The 18,713-nt window shown below is 47.8% G+C and carries 15 protein-coding genes, 1 tRNA gene and 2 pseudogenes; 4 read left to right on the plus strand and 14 right to left on the minus strand.

What is annotated here, in order from left to right:
• Positions 1-307: 307 nt before the first annotated feature.
• Positions 308-3,652 (plus strand): DUF2723 domain-containing protein, encoded by a 3,345-nt coding sequence (locus CSD97_RS05050; RefSeq protein WP_057281491.1) that lies wholly within the window; start codon positions 308-310, stop codon positions 3,650-3,652.
• A gap of 144 nt (positions 3,653-3,796) precedes the next feature.
• Positions 3,797-4,453 (plus strand): polysaccharide deacetylase family protein, encoded by a 657-nt coding sequence (locus tag CSD97_RS05055; protein ID WP_005831030.1) that lies wholly within the window; start codon positions 3,797-3,799, stop codon positions 4,451-4,453.
• A gap of 143 nt (positions 4,454-4,596) precedes the next feature.
• On the opposite strand, the gene CSD97_RS05060 is transcribed toward CSD97_RS05055, so the two are convergent.
• Positions 4,597-5,493 carry a DUF4595 domain-containing protein gene (locus tag CSD97_RS05060; protein ID WP_098032028.1) on the minus strand — a complete coding sequence of 299 codons (897 nt, stop codon included), beginning with the start codon at positions 5,491-5,493 and terminating at the stop codon, positions 4,597-4,599.
• A gap of 322 nt (positions 5,494-5,815) precedes the next feature.
• Between CSD97_RS05060 and CSD97_RS05070 the strand changes: the two genes are divergently transcribed.
• Positions 5,816-7,705, plus strand: coding sequence for an ATP-binding protein (locus tag CSD97_RS05070; RefSeq protein ID WP_098032030.1), 1,890 nt, complete (start codon positions 5,816-5,818; stop codon positions 7,703-7,705).
• The gene (locus CSD97_RS05075; protein ID WP_098032031.1) at positions 7,702-8,334 is read left to right on the plus strand and encodes a response regulator transcription factor; all 633 of its coding nucleotides are present in this window, start codon (positions 7,702-7,704) and stop codon (positions 8,332-8,334) included. Before CSD97_RS05070 ends, CSD97_RS05075 begins: the two co-directional genes overlap by 4 nt.
• Before the next feature lie 78 nt (positions 8,335-8,412).
• On the opposite strand, the gene CSD97_RS05080 is transcribed toward CSD97_RS05075, so the two are convergent.
• From CSD97_RS05080 to CSD97_RS05140, 13 genes and pseudogenes are all read right to left on the minus strand, one after another.
• Positions 8,413-9,645 carry a DUF4861 domain-containing protein gene (locus CSD97_RS05080; protein ID WP_098032032.1) on the minus strand — a complete coding sequence of 411 codons (1,233 nt, stop codon included), beginning with the start codon at positions 9,643-9,645 and terminating at the stop codon, positions 8,413-8,415.
• A gap of 174 nt (positions 9,646-9,819) precedes the next feature.
• Positions 9,820-10,623: a gluconate 5-dehydrogenase gene (locus tag CSD97_RS05085; protein WP_005831048.1), complete on the minus strand. Its 804-nt coding sequence runs from the start codon at positions 10,621-10,623 to the stop codon at positions 9,820-9,822.
• A 56-nt stretch (positions 10,624-10,679) separates the two neighbouring features.
• Positions 10,680-10,814: pseudogene (locus tag CSD97_RS19035) on the minus strand (5-keto-4-deoxyuronate isomerase); the annotation flags it as partial.
• 253 nt (positions 10,815-11,067) lie between these two features.
• A tRNA-Gln gene (locus CSD97_RS05095) sits at positions 11,068-11,138 on the minus strand.
• Positions 11,139-11,262: 124 nt separating this feature from the next.
• Positions 11,263-12,555 (minus strand): tyrosine--tRNA ligase, encoded by a 1,293-nt coding sequence (tyrS, locus tag CSD97_RS05100; protein ID WP_005834072.1) that lies wholly within the window; start codon positions 12,553-12,555, stop codon positions 11,263-11,265.
• 107 nt (positions 12,556-12,662) lie between these two features.
• Positions 12,663-13,328 (minus strand): TatD family hydrolase, encoded by a 666-nt coding sequence (locus CSD97_RS05105; protein WP_009037550.1) that lies wholly within the window; start codon positions 13,326-13,328, stop codon positions 12,663-12,665.
• The gene (yidD, locus tag CSD97_RS05110) at positions 13,325-13,546 is read right to left on the minus strand and encodes a membrane protein insertion efficiency factor YidD (protein ID WP_005831056.1); all 222 of its coding nucleotides are present in this window, start codon (positions 13,544-13,546) and stop codon (positions 13,325-13,327) included. The genes CSD97_RS05105 and yidD overlap by 4 nt, the downstream gene beginning before the upstream one ends.
• Positions 13,543-13,959 carry a ribonuclease P protein component gene (gene rnpA, locus CSD97_RS05115; RefSeq protein WP_009037549.1) on the minus strand — a complete coding sequence of 139 codons (417 nt, stop codon included), beginning with the start codon at positions 13,957-13,959 and terminating at the stop codon, positions 13,543-13,545. The genes yidD and rnpA overlap by 4 nt, the downstream gene beginning before the upstream one ends.
• Before the next feature lie 184 nt (positions 13,960-14,143).
• On the minus strand, positions 14,144-14,896 hold the full coding sequence (locus tag CSD97_RS05120) for a uroporphyrinogen-III synthase (RefSeq protein ID WP_005834069.1): 753 nt from the start codon (positions 14,894-14,896) through the stop codon (positions 14,144-14,146).
• Between the two features lie 4 nt (positions 14,897-14,900).
• Positions 14,901-15,632: a DUF4271 domain-containing protein gene (locus CSD97_RS05125; RefSeq protein WP_009037548.1), complete on the minus strand. Its 732-nt coding sequence runs from the start codon at positions 15,630-15,632 to the stop codon at positions 14,901-14,903.
• Positions 15,629-16,216 (minus strand): TIGR00730 family Rossman fold protein, encoded by a 588-nt coding sequence (locus tag CSD97_RS05130; RefSeq protein WP_034523289.1) that lies wholly within the window; start codon positions 16,214-16,216, stop codon positions 15,629-15,631. The genes CSD97_RS05125 and CSD97_RS05130 overlap by 4 nt, the downstream gene beginning before the upstream one ends.
• A gap of 338 nt (positions 16,217-16,554) precedes the next feature.
• Positions 16,555-17,487: pseudogene (locus CSD97_RS05135) on the minus strand (RHS repeat-associated core domain-containing protein); the annotation flags it as partial.
• 377 nt (positions 17,488-17,864) lie between these two features.
• Positions 17,865-18,416 (minus strand): hypothetical protein, encoded by a 552-nt coding sequence (locus CSD97_RS05140; protein ID WP_035447393.1) that lies wholly within the window; start codon positions 18,414-18,416, stop codon positions 17,865-17,867.
• Positions 18,417-18,713: the final 297 nt, after the last annotated feature.

The raw sequence follows: 18,713 nt of genomic DNA on the forward strand, positions 1-18,713 counted from the left end.
TAAACGAAAGATTCATTTAGACAAGCAAGGAGGATACTTCCTTTCCGCATCCCCTTTATCGGCCGGATATTCCCTCTATAGAATCATCATTGTTGCATCTATATATCCACCGCGTTGCATCTATACTTCCACCGTGCTGCATCTATAGATGCAGCAAATCCCTTAACCTATCCTAATAATGCTGCTTATTGTCACCTATTTAGAAGCGAAATCATTATATTTGCGCCCATATATGCCAATACGTTGACTAAGCGATGGCAAAACAGCTTGTAAAAAACAAAACTGAATAATAACGAATTTCATCTGAATGAAACAGTACAAAACCGTAAACAACCTTGTAGGCTGGATTACCTTCCTCATTGCAGCGACGGTCTACTGCATGACCATCGAACCTACTGCAAGCTTTTGGGACTGCCCGGAGTTCATCACCACCGGCTATAAGCTGGAAGTAGGACACCCGCCCGGCGCACCGTTCTTCATGCTGGTAGCCAACCTATTCTCACAATTTGCTTCCGATGCCTCCACCGTTGCCAAGATGGTGAACTACATGAGCGCGCTGATGAGCGGCGCATGTATCCTGTTCCTTTTCTGGAGCATCACGCACCTGGTACGCAAACTTGTGGTGACAGACGAAAACAATATCACACGCGGCCAGATGGTTACCATCATGGGTAGCGGTCTGGTGGGCGCACTTGCCTACACGTTCAGCGATACCTTCTGGTTCAGCGCTGTGGAAGGCGAGGTGTATGCCTTCTCCTCACTGTTCACTGCCGTCGTATTCTGGCTCATACTGAAATGGGAGGACGTTGCCAACGAGCCTCACAGTGACCGCTGGCTGATTCTCATTGCCTACCTGACCGGTCTGAGTATCGGCGTGCACTTGCTGAACCTGCTCTGCCTGCCCGCCATCGTACTGGTATACTACTACAAGAAAGTACCCAACGCCAATGCCCGAGGCTCCCTGCTGGCATTGCTCGCTTCGGGCATACTGGTAGCAGCCGTACTCTACGGCATCGTGCCGGGTATCGTGAAAGTGGGCGGCTGGTTCGAACTGCTCTTCGTCAACACGCTGGGCATGTCCTTCAACACGGGTGTCATCGTATATATCATCCTGTTGGCAGCCTGCCTCATCTGGGGTATCTACGAAAGCTATACCGAACGCAACAAGGCACGTATGGCACTCTCGTTCATACTCACCATCGCCATGCTGGGTATCCCGTTCTACGGACACGGTACCAGCTCGGTAGTTATCGGTGTCATTGTCATTGCCGCATTGTGGCTCTACCTCCGTCCGAAGACGCAGGCAGCCGTCAAAGAGAAATTCCGCGTATCGGCACGCACGCTGAACACCTCGCTGCTCTGCACCATGATGATTGTCATCGGATATTCCTCGTATGCACTTATCGTCATCCGCTCCACCGCCAACACGCCGATGGACCAGAACTCTCCGGAAGACATCTTCACACTGGGCGAATACCTGGGACGCGAGCAGTATGGCACACGCCCGCTGTTCTATGGCCCTGCCTTCTCCTCGCAAGTGGCACTGGACGTGAAAGACGGTTACTGCGAACCGCGCATCAAGTACAACGGCACGAAGTTCATCCGCAAGGAGAAAGCTACGCCCGACGAAAAGGATTCGTACATCGAAATCCCCGGACGCATTGAGTACGAATACGCCCAGAACATGCTGTTCCCGCGTATGTACAGCAGTGCCCATACACAACAATACCATGCCTGGCAGGACATCAAGGGTTACGATGTGCCCTATGATAAATGCGGCAACATGATTATGGTAAACATGCCCACACAGTGGGAAAACATCAAGTTCTTCTTCTCCTACCAGCTCAACTGGATGTACTGGCGCTACTTCATGTGGAACTTCGCCGGACGCCAGAACGACATACAAGGCAGCGGAGAAATTGAACACGGCAACTGGATTACCGGTATCCCGTTCATCGACAACTGGCTGGTGGGCGACCAGAGCCTCTTGCCTCAGGAACTGAAAGACAACAAGGGACACAACGTATTCTACTGCCTACCCCTGCTGCTGGGTATCATCGGCCTGCTATGGCAAGCCTACCGTGGGCAGAAAGGCATCCAGCAATTCTGGGTGGTCTTCTTCCTCTTCTTCATGACCGGTATTGCCATCGTGCTCTACCTGAACCAGACTCCGAGCCAACCGCGCGAACGTGACTATGCCTACGCCGGTTCGTTCTACGCCTTCGCCATCTGGATTGGTATGGGTGTGGCAGGACTCGTCCGTCTGCTTCAAGACTATGCCAAGATGAAGGAACTGCCTGCTGCCGCCATCGTTTCCGTAGCCTGCCTCTTTGTCCCCGTGCAGATGGCAAGCCAGACTTGGGACGACCACGACCGCAGCGACCGCTACATGGCACGCGACTTCGGCCAGAACTACCTGATGTCCCTGCAAGAAAGCGGCAACCCGATTATCTATACCAATGGTGACAACGATACCTTCCCCCTCTGGTACAACCAGGAGACCGAAGGTTTCCGTACCGACGCCCGTACCTGCAACCTCTCGTACCTGCAGACCGATTGGTACATCGACCAGATGAAGCGCCCCGCCTACGACAGTCCTTCTCTCCCCATCACCTGGGACCGTATGGAGTACGTAGAAGGCACCAACGAATACGTCCCCATCCAGCCTGAGTACAAGAAAAGCATCGACCAGCTCTATGCCGAAGCCGAGAAGCAGGCACTGGACGGTAATCCCGAAGCACTGGTCAATGTAAAGAAAGAATTCGGTGACAACCCGTATGAGCTAAAGAATATCCTCAAGAACTGGGTGCGCAACAAGAATCAAGACTTGAAGGTGATCCCTACCGACAGCATCGTCATCAAGGTAGACAAGGAAGCCGTGCGCCGTAGCGGCATGATGATACCGGGCGACTCAATCCCCGACTACATGCACATTTCGCTGAAAGGCAAACGCGCCCTCTACAAGAGCGAGTTGATGATGCTCGAAATGCTGAGCGAGGCCAACTGGGAACGCCCCATCTATATCGCTGTCAGCGTAGGCAGGGAGAACCAGCTGAATATGGAAAACCACTTCGTTCAGGAAGGTCTTGCCTATCGTTTCACTCCGTTCGACACCAGTAAGACGGGCGTGACAATAGACTCCGAAAAGATGTACGACAACCTGATGAACAAGTTCAAGTTCGGTGGCATCGACAAGCCGGGCATCTATATCGACGAGAACGCCATGCGCATGTGTCACTCTCACCGTCGCATCTTCTCCCAACTCGTGCAGCAGCTGATGCGTGAGGGCAAGAAAGACAAGGCAAAAGCCGCCCTGGACTATGCCGAAAAGATGATTCCCGCCTACAACGTGCCTTACGACTGGCAGAACGGTGCCGTACAGATGGCAGAAGCCTACTACCAACTGGGCGAAACCGCCAAGGCGGACGAGATAATGAAAGCCCTTGCTGACAAGGCTGTAGAGTACCTGACCTGGTATCTGAGCCTGGACGACAACCGCTTCATGATTTCTACCCGTGAGTTTGAATACCACTGGGCTGTACTCGATGCCGAGGTGAAGGCCATGAAGAAGTACAACTCCAAGCTCGCCGAAATCTACGAGCCGAAGGTGGAAGAACTGTATAATATGTATGTGGACAGAATGAAGGAGTGAGAATAAGGATTAGGGATTAAGGATTAAAGGATTAGGGATTAGCCTGTGCAGTTCATCACTAATCATTAATAACTAATCCTTAACCCCTAATCCTTAATCATTAACCCCTAATCCTTAATCCCTAATCCCTTAATCCTTAATCACGTGTTTATAGAACAACCTCCTGAGTTTTTTCGCAAACTATATCCCGGTGCAGTCTGGAGGATGGACCCCAATGAAAAAGCCGTTTATCTGACTTTCGACGATGGCCCTATCCCCGAAGTAACTCCCTGGGTGCTCGACCTGCTGGATAAGCACAACATCAAAGCCACCTTCTTCATGGTAGGTGACAACATACGGAAGCATCCGGACGAATTCCGGATGGTCGTTGAGCGTGGGCACCGCATCGGTAACCACACCTTCAACCATATCCGTGGATTTGAATACACGGCCAAGAATTATCTGGGAAATACCGAACAGGCGAAGATTTTCATGGAAATGGGTGGGGACATCAATTGCAATGTGGAGAAGGTTCTCTACCCTCTCTTGTTCCGCCCTCCCCACGGCCATATGTTCGCCAACCAGTATCTCACGCTGAAACGAACCTACAAGATTGTGATGTGGGACCTCGTGACCCGCGACTACAGCAAGAAGCTGCGCGGTCCGCAAGTGCTAGCCAACGTGATGCGCTACGCCCGCAACGGCTCCATCATCACCTTCCACGATTCCTTGAAATCCTGGTGCAACGGAAACCTGCAGTACGCATTGCCGCGCGCCATTGACTTCCTGAAGGAAGAGGGATATGAATTCAAAGTATTATAAACTTGAAACAGCAGAAAGTTACCAACATCTGCTGTCACAATAAATTCTACATAAAATAAGAAGGGGTTGTCTCGGCAAAAGGCAACCCCTTACATTTTATAGGCTCATGTCCTGTTCCACAAGAATAAACAGATGTTTTATAATTACCAAGTAAATGTACATCTGTATTCATCCCACTGGTCTTTTACAACCAGTTCCGTAGGATAACTGTCGGAATTCAATGTCCATGTAAAATACATATCGGACACAGAGTCCTCGCCATTGTATGTATAATGCCCTACAAGCGGCAGATGTTTCGTAGCCTTACCAAGCATGCCTCCATAATAGGCATATATCATCTCGTCCATATCCACATCCAGTATTTCATCAAACAACATCAGGCAGCCCTTATTCTCGATAGGAGCTGTTATATTATCCGTCGTATAGTCTATGGCAGCACTATACTCCCACTCGTCATTGCTGTCGATAATTCCGTCACCATTGAGATCCCCACTAGCTACATAACGTGTGGAAGTCTTCACCACATCTCCATCCTTATAGGTGATGTTCGTTATTTCACCATCGCTTTCAGAGCGTTTCATTACAACCAGATGGCCTTCAGTGTCGTATTCCATCTCCCAAGTAAACTCATCGGCATCGGGAGTACCAGCGTGGTCTATTGAGTTGCAAAATTCCACATAACCATCGCTGTTGAGCTGCAAGTTCAGTTCTGTAACATCGCCCTCTTCATCCGTCACGGTGATTCTTGCTCGGTCCTTTGCAACATCTGCCTTTGTAGTAGCGGGAAAGTACTCAAAGACGGCTTTATCCCCATCCTCAGTTGTAATGTTCGTCACCAGCCCTTCTTCATTGTGAGAAATAACCATGCCCGAAACCGACTTCGGAAGTCCTCCCGTAAACACTTGCGAAGGATTGACCACAGTGGCGGTGTTTTCGCCACCCTCACCATTCTCATGTTCGTCATCGTCACTGCAAGCAGTGAATCCCAAGCACAACGCCACACCCAACATGGAGGCAGCCATCATTTTAAACATTTTCATAAGTTACAAATCTTGTTTTATCCCCCATCCCTCTAAGGAAAATCCATAATAACAAAAGTATAAGGAATGCCGTCCGTATCTCACGACAACAAGACTCTGCCATTCAAACCCGGACAGATACTTTTGGCCATTTATCATTCCCAGACAAAGCTTAATATTTTTTGCAAAGTAATAAACTTTTCCTTTCACTCCTTGTCACTGAAAAAGGTGATTTTTCAGCCACATACAGAAAAAATTCAGCATCCCCGATAAAAAGCAAAATGAATAAGACGTATATTTGCAACAACTAAGCACAGATTGAATTCCACTAAAATATACCGATATGAGGGTACGCCATACTAAGCTATTATCACTCCTCCTTTCTTTAACCACCATCCTGCTTCACGCCGGAGAGATACCGACAGACACTCTGCTGGCACACTTCTACAACCGGGCAGCCAATCTCATGGAAGAAGGACACTACGATGAAGCGCAACGTAGCTTCGACAGCGCCTTTGCCACCCGGAACGTAAAGCACTCCTTCATGTATCCCATCTTGCTGAACGAACAAGCCACACTACTGATCTATGTGGGAAAGACAGAAGAAGCCTTTGCCATGAAAAAAAATGTACTCCCCTACCTGCCGCAGATAGATGATTTGGAAAAGCACATCAGCGTATACAACGATTTGGGCCTCCTCTACCGTCAGCACCAAATGAATGACTCTACACTCTACTATTACAATAAAGCACTGGACAGTGCCTTGCAATATGGGGACGAAAGCTGGATAGCCCACATCTGCAACAATGTGTCCATCCTATACTTCAATATCAGGCAGCTGGACGAAGCCGAAAAGTATACCGACATGGCCACCGAACATGCCGCCAGAACCGAAGACCCATTCGTAGCTTTCACCACCTGGCAAATCAGGGCAACCATAAAGGCTGAACTGAACAAGCTGGATGATGCTGAAAAATCCAACCGCAAAGCCTGGAACATTGCCTGCCACGGAGAGGGAAACGAAGACCTATGGAAGATACGCTGCCTGCCCGGCATGCTGAGACTCTTTGAACGAAAAGAACAACCCGATTCCATAGACCACTACTTGAAATTGGGGAACAAACTACTACAACGGGTACCATCCAACTCCATCGCTGCCATAGGATTCATACAATCGAGGGCAGCCACCGAAACAAACCGCAAAAACTATGCCCGCGCCTTGAAGGACTTCCACTGGCTGCGTAACCGGAAAACCGGTACCGAGCCCAAAACACTACTTACACAAATGGCACGATGCTACGATGCCTTGGGAAACCCCAAACTGGCTTACACCTACATGGATAGTGCCCGCATGTGGACTGATACACTGGCACAGCACAATCTGACGCAACAAATGGCAGAATTCAACGTGAAATATCACACGCAAGAAAAGGAATTGGAGATAGCCCACCTGCAACAAGAACAACTGGAACACCAAGCCTTCCTGCTCAAAGCCTCCATTGCTGTAGCCCTTCTGTCCGGCCTTGCTCTAATTACTTTGTTGACGCTCCGCCACAAGAAACGAATGGCCGAAAAGAAGATTGAACTGCTAAAGCAAGAAAACGAACTGAACTCGGCACGCCGCTACATTGAAGGGTTGGAAGAGGAATGCAAATATTTTGCCAAGGAACTGCATGACGGTATAGCCAACGACCTGCTGGGGCTGCAAATGAAGATAGAAACTTCTGCCGGCAAAGGGAATGAGCAGGAACTGGCCTCACTCGTCAGCAAACTGAGAAACAACGTGCGGAATATCTCACACGAACTGATGCCTCCCGAATTCGAGCATCTCAGTCTAGACCAGATACTCGACCGTTATGCTGCCAAACTGGCCGAGAACACCGGCATAGAGGTCAGCTATCATCCAACGGAGAACAACGCATCACGCCATCTTCCAAATGAAACCGCTTATGAGCTGTACCGCATCGTACAAGAACTCACCATGAACATCGTGAAACATGCCTCAGCCAGTCATATAGTCATCAGTCTCCGTGCCGACAACGAAAATAAATATACCCTGCAAATTACAGACAACGGTAAGAATGCAAACAAGCAACAAACAGCAACAAACAACAATGACGGCATAGGATTGCGTACCGTAAACGACCGTATCAGAGCCATCAACGCTACCGCCAATGTATGCTCGTCAACAGAAAACAACGTTTTCACCCTACTGCTTAACATAAACGAATGAAACCAAACAAAGAAACATACAGAATACTGGTAATAGATGACCACCCGATTGTTGCTGAAGGCATCATTGCATTGGCCTCGCAACTCGAAGGAGTGGCGTGCAAAGGAGCCACTTGTGCAAAAGACGTGGAACAACTGACCCTCAAAGAGAGATTCGACCTTTGCATCATCGACCTTGAACTACCGGATATGAATGGATTCCAGCTCATATCCCACCTTCACAGCCGGATACCCGAATGCGGCATTTTAATCTATACCATGCATGAAGAACCTTGGATCATAGCCAAATTATCCACCCTAAACATCAACGGAGCTGTTTCAAAAAATGCCAGCACCAGCGAATTGAGAGACGCCATCAGTACACTGAAAAACGGAACCAGATACTTCAGCAATGTTTTCAGCGAACTGGACAAGGAAAAACAAAACACCCTACCACATGCACTTCCCGAATTGTCGAGACGTGAAAAAGAAGTGCTCGCCTATCTCTCGCAAGGACTGAGCACCTCTGAAATATCCCAATTACTATTTCTCAGCATCAATACAATACAGACTTACCGGAAGCGCCTGATGGAAAAACTGGAGGCCAAAAACGTTGCAGAACTTGTCTACAAGGGGAAGAGCTTATTCTGAGAACACTTGTCATTCGCCCGGACAGTTACAAGCCTCCAGCTTCTCAAGCTTCGCCTTCGGAAAAGGAGGAAAATCAACTTAGCGGATACTCACCGTCATCGGATTGCGTACCTTCTGTGCAAATGCCGCCATATAGCTATTCCAGGCTTCAGCCGTCTTGATGTCCGCACGGTCCCAGGCAAAACCCCAGTAATACACGTAGTCGGCACCCGGCTCATAGTCGCTGACAGCCAGTACGTGGCCGTCTGCATTGTTACGCATCTTCTTCTCCTCTATGGGGAAAAGCACGGTTTTGGCTTCCTTCACAACGGCAGGGAAAGCGGCCCCCATAAATATCTTGCCATTATCCGGTCCGGTAGTGGGATCTACATACGTCATATAGCCACCGGCAGCATCAGCCACCACAGCACCGTCCGGTTCGTGCAGCACAATACCGGTAACAATGGGCAAGGATTCCTTTAGATTGCTATACGAAACGGCAGTACGGTTCAGATGAGAACCGGCATCCAGCGTAATCAGACGTGTTTCCACCACCGCAGTATCCCCTTTCACAGCCAACGGATTGAACTCCAGCTTCACGGTGAAGCGCAACGGACCGTTGTCCAGCACCTCCTGCGTCTTGTAGCACCACGGATAGATAATGGTATCATTCACCATCAATGCAGACACTCCAGCTCCCAATGTTGGACCTACTGCATAGCAGTCCATGCCATAACCGTGGTCTATATGATAGGAGAATGTGCGTACCAGCTCATCGGCTGCCTTCGGGTCTGTCTTGCGCAATTCATTAACCTGCTTCCAGGAGTCTGCATCCAGTTCCTTGGCATACATGTCTTCCAGTACCGGTGCAGCAGTGCCTCGCTTCGTGAACAAGTCGTAGCCGAAACCGCGTTCACCCCTTGCCTGCAATGCAGGACCGTAGGCACGGAAGCCTACCAAGTCGTTCTCCCAGGCCATGTCGTCCAGACGTTCGGGATACTGCCGCCCACAAGCCCTTACCTCCACATCGACGGGAGTACCGGCCTGGACGGTATATGCAGCCGATGCATTGGCGGCTACCGTAGCAGGGAAGATTAATTTGTCATCGTAGGTCACTTGGTAAGGCACCTGCTCCCCTTCGACATTCAGAACCACAATCTGTGCGGTGTCTGCCAGATTCAGAAGGTTTGAGATTTCGGTCATGGACACCTCTACCATCTCATCGGAACGGTCCATCGCTAACGGATTGGTTACCGTAACAGTCACTATCTTGCTATCGTTGCAAGCAAGACAGCAGAGGGCCGCCATACATAATAAAAGAAAGTTTCTCATATAATCATTGCTTTTTCCTAATCAGTTGTATAACTTTCTTTTAGGCGCGGATTTCGCGGATTATACGGATTTTCCTTATCCTTTCCGCGAAATCCGCGTAATCCGCGCCCAAAAGAAAAAGGTGACAAGTGACATTATCCTGCCACTTTATCACCTTCTCAATTATCCTTAAATTTATTTCGGTTGCTTTCCGATATAAGCCAAGATACCTCCGTCTACATAGAGGATGTGACCGTTTACCGCATTAGAGGCTTCCGATGCCAGGAACACTGCCGGACCGGTAAGTTCTTCCGGAGCCAGCCAGCGGCCTGCCGGAGTCTTGGCGCAGATGAACGAGTCGAACGGGTGACGGCTACCGTCGGCCTGCTTTTCACGCAGCGGAGCAGTCTGCGGGGTAGCGATGTAACCCGGACCGATACCGTTACATTGGATGTTATATTCACCATATTCAGAGCAGATGTTGCGAGTCAGCATCTTCAAGCCACCCTTGGCAGCGGCATAGGCCGACACAGTCTCACGCCCCAGTTCGGACATCATAGAGCAGATATTGATAATTTTACCGTGGCCCTTCTTCATCATGGCAGGCAGAACAGCCTTTGATACGATGAACGGAGCATTGAGGTCGATATCGATTACACGACGGAAGTCAGCAGCCTCCATCTCGTGCATAGGAACACGGCGGATGATGCCGGCATTGTTTACGAGGATATCAACAGAGCCTACTTCCTTTTCAATCTGGGCTACCATGGCCTGAACAGCAGGTTCGTCTGTCACATCACATACATAACCGCGTGCCTTGATACCCTTTTCAGTATAGGCAGCCAAGCCTTTGTCTACCAACTCCTGGTTGATATCGTTGAAACAGATAGTTGCTCCTTGCTCTGCAAAAGCTGAAGCGATAGCAAAACCGATACCATAAGAAGCACCTGTAACAAGGGCTACTTTACCTTCCAAAGAAAAATTCAAATACGGATTCATAACGTTAAATTATTAAGTTTAAATAAGTGATATTCTATTTATGTACGATTTGCAAGTAGTTTATACTCAATGGAAACTTTATTTTGGGAGAATGCCTTCCCTATAAGGAAATCGCAGCGAATGCTTTTCGTATCGTAGCTTTTCACATCATCGGGATGCTCAGCATAGCGAATTTCATAGTTCGTTTTCATGATTGCACTACATTTAATAGGTTATAACTTCAGCCATCAAATACACATCGTTTGCGTACACGATGCAAATGTAACAAAAGAAAATGGAGAAACCGTATAAATTTGTGTCAATTATATAGCAATATCGTTCAAAGATTCGTAAAAAGAAAAAATCTATACCTATAGTGCCAACAAGAGGGGGAAAGAATAACAAAAAAACCCACTAAAACTTGCGATTTTAGTGGGTTTTTAGCTGCAATTAGCTGTATCGTAGTTGGACTACCAGGATTCGAACCTGGACAAACAGAACCAAAACCTGTTGTGCTACCATTACACCATAGTCCAAACATAGGGCTTTCTGTTAAAAAGCGGTGCAAAGATAAAAGGAAGCCCCGAAATATCCAAATATTTCGGGGCTATTTTTACTGCCAAAGCATTATTTCCTTAATTACTTCTCTTTAGGATACCGCTATTTGGCGATAATCAGATAGTAATTCTTCTTGCCGCGCTGTACCAGCAGGTATTTTTCGTCCAGCAGGTCGGCTGTCGTAATCACCTGGTCGAAAGCAGCCAGTTTCTCCTTATTCAGAGAAACGCCACCGCCTTGCACCAGCTTACGCATCTCGCCCTTGGAAGCGAATACAGCAGCATTATCCACGAACAAATCCACCGCCTTCACACCGGCAGCCAGTGCATCACGGGATATTTCGAACTGGGGAACACCCTCGAACACAGCCAGCAGCGTATCTTCGTCCAACTTCTTCAGTGCATCAGAAGTTGCATTGCCAAACAAGATGTTGGATGCATCCACAGCAGCATTATAGTCCTCTTCGGAATGAACCATGATAGTCACTTCCTTGGCCAGACACTTCTGAAGGACGCGCAAATGGGGAGCAGCCTCGTGCTCGGCCGTCAGAGCGTCAATCTCCTCCTTGGACAGTGCAGTGAATATCTTTATGTAGCGTTTGGCATCCTCGTCGCTCACGTTCAGCCAGAACTGGTAGAACTTATATGGAGAAGTGTAGCGCGGGTCGAGCCAGATGTTTCCGGACTCTGTCTTGCCGAACTTACCACCGTCGGCCTTCGTAATCAGCGGGCTGGTCAGTGCAAATACCTCCCCACCGTTCGTACGGCGAATCAGTTCGGCACCGGTGGTGATGTTACCCCACTGGTCGCTGCCACCCATCTGGAGCTTGCAGCCTTTGGTTTCATACAGATGAAGGAAGTCGTACCCCTGCAACAGCTGGTAGGTGAATTCCGTGAAGGAAAGACCGTCACGTGCCTCACCGTTCAGACGCTTCTTTACAGAATCTTTCGCCATCATATAGTTCACGGTGATGTGCTTACCCACTTCACGGGCAAAATCGAGGAAAGTGAAGTTCTTCATCCAATCGTAGTTGTTCACCAACTCGGCACGGTTGGGGGCATCCGAATCAAAATCCAGGAACTTGGAGAGCTGGGCCTTCATACCGGCCAGGTTGCGCTGCAACGTCTCTTCCGTAAGCAGATTGCGTTCGGCAGACTTTCCGGAAGGGTCACCAATCATACCCGTAGCACCGCCAATCAGTGCCAACGGCTTGTGTCCGCAACGCTGGAAGTGACGCAAAATCATCACACTGCAAAGGTGCCCGATGTGCAAAGAGTCCGCAGTAGGGTCGAAACCAATGTATGCAGTCACTTGTTCCTTAGCCAGAAGTTCTTCCGTACCCGGCATCATATCGTGGAGCATGCCACGCCATCTTAATTCTTCTACAAAATTCATCGAATGATTAAGTTATCTGATTAATTATTTAAGTGATTATCTATGAATTGTTTGATTCCTATTTTAATCTGCGCAAAAATACGACTCTTTATTCGAAGAAACAACTCTTAGGGTTTAAAAAAGACTTTGCAGACATTTCTCCGGAGTGTTTCTCCAAGCTCCTCGGGAGAGATGCCGCGCACTTCGGCAGCGCGTGCATACAATTCCCCGATGGAAACTTCGCTTTCATCCGTTTCGATGAACAGCCGGTCGGCAGGTACCCGGCACAAGGCTGCTTCCTGGTATTTCTCCCCGAATGAAAGGTAAAAGCCATGTTTCAGATATTCCTCCGCCAGCGCCGCCTTGCCACGGAAACCATGTATTATCCACGGATTCGACGGGCGCAAGTCCCGCTTCACCTTCAGCAGTTCATCAACCGCCTTCACCAGATGAATCACCAGCGGCTTTCCCACTTCCTCTGCCAAACATGCCTGGCACCTGAACACTTCCACCTGCAAATCCATCGGAGCATCTGCCAGCTTGTCCAGCCCGGCTTCGCCCACGGCAAGTACTTGGGGATGGCGCACTAACTCCTCCAGGCCGCACACCCTGCTAGCCACAGCACCTTCAACTCCTGAGTGTTCACCTCCACTCCGACCTATATGCCAGGGATGTATCCCCACCGAATACCATCCGCCGCTCTGTGGAGAGAACGTTTCGGGATAGCAATTTGCAATGGCAGTTCCGGGTACTTGCGGAAGCCGGTGTGTATGTATGTCAACTGGAATATTCATGGAACGGGATCATATCCGGAACCTCCCCAGGGATGGCAGCGCAGAATGCGCCTGACTGCCAGACAAAACCCCTTGAAAGGTCCGTGTTTCTTGATGGCCTCCACCGCATATTGCGAACAAGTGGGGGTAAAACGGCATGAAGGCCCTATCATGGGCGATATGCACTTCTGATAGAAATAGATGGGAAGCAGCAGCAGATATGAAAGCAGACGCTTCATGACACCTGCGGAGTTTGCTCGGTTTCAGCATTTGCCGCTACCTTCTCGGCAATGCGTGCCAAAGCTGTCTTCATACGGTCCTCAATGACAGAAGAGTCTACCAACTGGTCCGAAAGATAGATGAAGGCCACGGCCAGACGGCACTTTTTTTCCGTCAGCACGGCCAGCAGTCCGTGTTTGTTCATGCGGTAGGCTTCACGTATCTGGCGTTTCACGCGGTTGCGCTTCACCGCCCGCTTGAAACGGCGTTTCGAAACACTTACAAGAATGGAAACGGGTGCCTCCAGCTCCTCCACCGGCAGATACACCACACGCAAAGGGAAAACCGAAAACGAGCGTGAGCCGCCCGCAAACATCTTCTCTATCACTTTCTTCTTGTCCAACCGTTCGGACTTACGCAAGGTATTTGGCATGGGGTGATGAGTTATAAGTTATGAGTGATGAGTTATGAGTGATAAGTTATGGGGCGATACAAAAACGAGCTACAAGTACCTGGCGACATAAAAGCACAACCACTTGTAGCTCAATTTTATAAATCCATTGTTATGCCTACAAGCTATAAGCAAATCACTCATAACTTATAACTCATAACTCTTTTTACTTTCCTTTATTATTTTCCTTGATAAACATGTCAAGCGCCGCCGTCATTGAGGGTGCCTGCACGCTGGGAGCTTCCAGGTCAAGACGAAGCCCGGCATCACGGACTGCCTGGGCAGTGGTAGAGCCGAATGTTCCGATCTTGATTTCCTTCTGGTCAAAATCAGGGAAATTCTTCTTCAAGGCACTGATGCCTGCCGGACTGAAGAACACCAGCATGTCATAATCAAAAGCCTCATCTGCAGCAAAGTCATTGCTGACAGTACGGTACATGACAGCTTCCGTGTGCTGAATCTTATTCTTATCCAGCAGATTCTTCACGTCATCATTGTGTACATCCGACATTGGTACCAAGTACTTTTCAGTCTTATGCTTAACAATGGAAGGTATCAAATCGTCAATCTTCCCGGTGTTTCCGAAGAAAATCTTACGCTTACGATACTGCACATACTTTTGGATATACAGAGCAACGGCCTCCGTCACGCAGAAATACTTCATTGTTTCGGGAATTGTCACACGCAATTCTGTACACAAGTGGAAGAAATGATCAATAGCATGACGCGAAGTAAAAATAACGGCAGTATGATCCAAGACCGAAATTTTCTGTTGTCTGAACTCTTTCGCTGAAAGGCTCTCCACTTTGATAAATGGGCGAAAATCTATTTTCACACCATACTTCTCGGCGATGTCGTAGTAAGGAGATTTCTCTGATGCCGGTTTCGGCTGCGACACAAGTACTTTCTTAATTTTCAACGTCCTAAAATTTTATTATCAAATAACTGTTTAGCTGCATCACACCTTGATATAACACAAAACAAGGCATGATTTCAAGGGCACAAAAGTACACAATTAAAAGCAAACCGCCATATAAATTGTTACAAAAAAGCTTTAACCACTTGTATAACATCAATATTTTAGCAAAAAAGGCTAAAATCAATCCGATTATTATCGTCAGCTGCAAACTCAAATCAAAATAGACTACGAACAGGGCAAACGGGAAAAGGGCGAATCCCAAGTAATAAAGTAGCGTAGAATAGGACTCAAGCCATAGCGTTGTAACACTTTCGTCAAAAAAAATCCAACCCAGAAAAGAGTAGAGCATCCACTTCAAGCACAAATAGAAGAGACACACACCGATGTAAATCCCCAGCAGAAGCCCCGGCGACACATGACGTACCAGTTCCGGCTGTATATCATTGAAGTAGTTGAAGATACAGACGCCTGCTAGGATGCAGGTCTGCAGGATGAGCAGCAGCAAATAGCGCATATCGGCGGCTGTGGAAGTGGCAAATATGCTGGTACGTTCGCGATGAAGCAGGAAATCCTTCACCAGTTGCAGCAGGAACTTGCGGCTGCGTGACAAGACATAGGCCGACAGAAAGAAACAGCACAAAAGGACCACGGTGATGCCATCGTCCATTCTCGGAGAATATGGAATAGGAATCCCCTCCGTCCCCACTACTGCCCAAGCCATCAACAGCCCTATCATATTGCAGCGAATTTACGGATGGAGGCGTCCCACAAGGGAGTGGTATATATCAGTTCCACGGCTTCCTGCGGTGTCTGCGCCACATGCCAGATGGCACCGTGCTGCGTACGCATGAAGTTTTCGTCCACCGCCTGCCGGAGCATATCGAGCAGAGGGTCGAAATAGTTCTTGACATTCAGTATCACAATCGGGTTCAGATACAGTCCGAGTTGCTTCCAAGTGATGATTTCCAGCAGTTCTTCCAGGGTGCCGCAACCACCGGGCAGGGCGATGACGGCATCGCTCAGGTCGGCCATTGTCTTTTTCCGCTGGTGCATGCTTTCCACTTCCACGAGTTGGGTAAGTCCGGTGTGATGCCATCCCTGCTCCACCATGAAGCGGGGAATGACGCCCGTCACCTCTCCCCCTGCCCGGAGTGCCGCATCGGACACAGCGGACATCAGTCCCATATTTCCCGCACCATTAATCAGGCGAATTTGCCGCTGCCCCAGCAGAGTGCCCAACTCACGGGCTGCATCGAAATAAACGGAATCTATCTTTGTGCTCGAAGCACAATATACGCATACGGAATTTATCTTGTTCATCATCTTGTTACCTCCTTTTTTAGGTACCGCCACAAAGGTACATGATTTCGGGGAGATTTGAAACAAATTTCTTTCTTCCCACTTACGACGGGGGATTTTTCATAAATCAATAACGGATTATGTGTGCCGCAGGCACTGATAAGGCACATTAAACAGAGCTACACCCTTTGCCCCGGATAGCTACACCCTTTGGGGTAAATGGCTACACCATGTCAGGGAAAGGGTGTAGCCTTATATAAAAGGTAAAATTCCCTGTTGACATATAGTGATGAAAGCAGGGAATCGTTCACTTTATTGAATCAGAGGACCTTATATATCAATATTCGAGCCAAAAGTAATCCGTCAAGGTCAATCCGATTAATAGGATTATTCCCGCAATAAGCATAGAGACTTGTATTGAAGTAATTTTCAGCAGAAGGGTCCACCGTCGTAAACCTTCCCAGCGCAGCATCATACATGCGTGCCCCATAATCATACAGATTCAACCCCTTCTTGCCATCGTACTCCTTGCCGTTGTATTTATAAGGCTGCACATTGCCTGAACTTGCAAACACACCACCGAAGGGATAGTAATGGTTCGCTTCCTCAACAGCACCGCTGGAACTGAGGACTACGCGGTTGTTTCCCTGATGGTCCTGCAGGTAATAGTGATACTTCTTGTCCGAAAGCGTAACATACCCCTCTTCCGTAAGAAGAAGCTTGGCAACACCGTTTTCATAGACCACATTGCAGCAATACACCGTAGGAACCAGATTGCCCGAACCATCTGCCTCCTTATACATCATGCGCCGCTTGATGCCGTCGGCAGTATAGCCATACTGTATGAAACCGCCGGAAGCAAAAGTGACGCCTGTTGGCAAATTTAATACATTATACGTAATATCGCTAATTCCCTTGTTTAAATCTTTGGTCAAATTGCCGTTCGCATCATAAACGTACTCGTTCGCCTGCTTCACACCGTCCTTGAACTCGAAGCCACCGTTGTAGGCGGAAGCCGTCACGGCATCGTCCACACGGGTCAGCTGATTGCCGTTCAAAGTGTAAGTCAGGTTATCAATCAAACCGTAACTGGAAGCAGCGGTCTGACCGTAACGTTGCAGGGTCTTGATGTTGCCGTTTTTGTCATAGGCGGTTACATTCTCACTGAAACGGTTGGTGTTCGTATTGATGCCGGCTGTTTCACCGTAGGTGGCGTTCATCAGGCGGCTTAATCCGTCATAAGTGAATTTGTAACCGCGGACTGTACTTTCGTTCCCGGACTTCCAGGTCATACTGCTGATATTGCCATTGTACTTCGCTGTACCCACACCCGTGTTGTAGTACACGTTCTGTGTGAAGCATGTACCGCTGATGCCCGTCAGCCAGCTACGCAGGTTGTAGGCATATGTCAGTTTGTTGATGCTCGTTCCGTGATACTGCTTGGTCAGCAAACGACCGAAGTTGTCATAAGTGGCTTTTCCACTGCCTCCCAATGTATGCTCCACCTTGCTCACCCTGTCAGCATAGTCGTAGCTGTAAGTGTATACTTCCTCTCTTGTAGTCTTTCCGGAAGCGGGAAGTGAATAAAAAACTATCCTAACATGCAAGATATAGTAATATCTGATGTTAGGATAGCAATTAGATAGATTATTTCAAGAATATAAAATACTTATTTATTTAAGATATACAAAACTCCAGTTTCGCAATCTGTATTAAGATAAACTCCATGATGAAATAACAAATAAATCAAATATTTTTCTTCTGGATATGACAAACCAACAGAAAGTACACCTTTCTCATTAAAAAGCAAAGAAATAAGATTTTCTACTTTTCCTTTATAAATTGAATCTATGTATGGCTGTGGAGTTACCATACAGTCCATTTCCTTTAGTGAACAAAATGTAATGCTGTCTATACCCAATGTCTGTTCTAATAAAATTGGAAAAAGTTCATATCGATATTTCTTATTAGCTACCCCATCATTCAGAAATAGGTACATATCTCCTTCTCTTGGAACTATCGAATATACACTATCTTTGTATTCTATATTCATTGCAACAAAAGGACTTTGCCAAGTAGAATCAACAAACATATCTTCATACCTCTCACTTGTTTTATGTACACACATTACAAATAAGAGATTAATACCCAACATAAGGATAATCTTATTCCAACAGTTTTTGGGGTATTTTCCTTCCACGATATTCCGTTCTTTTTGCATCTCCTGTTCTTTTTCTAATTTTATTCTCAGTATTAATAGCACGAATTTCTCTCATGGGTATTCCATTTCCTATATTTTCATAAGACATAATACCTTTATCTACATCCGACGAATGCTGTAACTCATGGCTTAAACCAATTCTTGGTGTCCGATGATTTCCATTAATATCCGTTTTAACATCAGGGTCATAATTTATAATGCTTCTGGAAAATCCAGTGTAAGCTGCCCCCTAAAACCAAGCGATTCTGCCCCCTTGTGCTAAAATAATCCTACCCCCTTGATTCCAATATAAAAATA

The organism is Bacteroides sp. AR29 (assembly GCF_900217715.1).
GTDB classification, from domain to species: Bacteria; Bacteroidota; Bacteroidia; order Bacteroidales; family Bacteroidaceae; genus Bacteroides; species Bacteroides uniformis.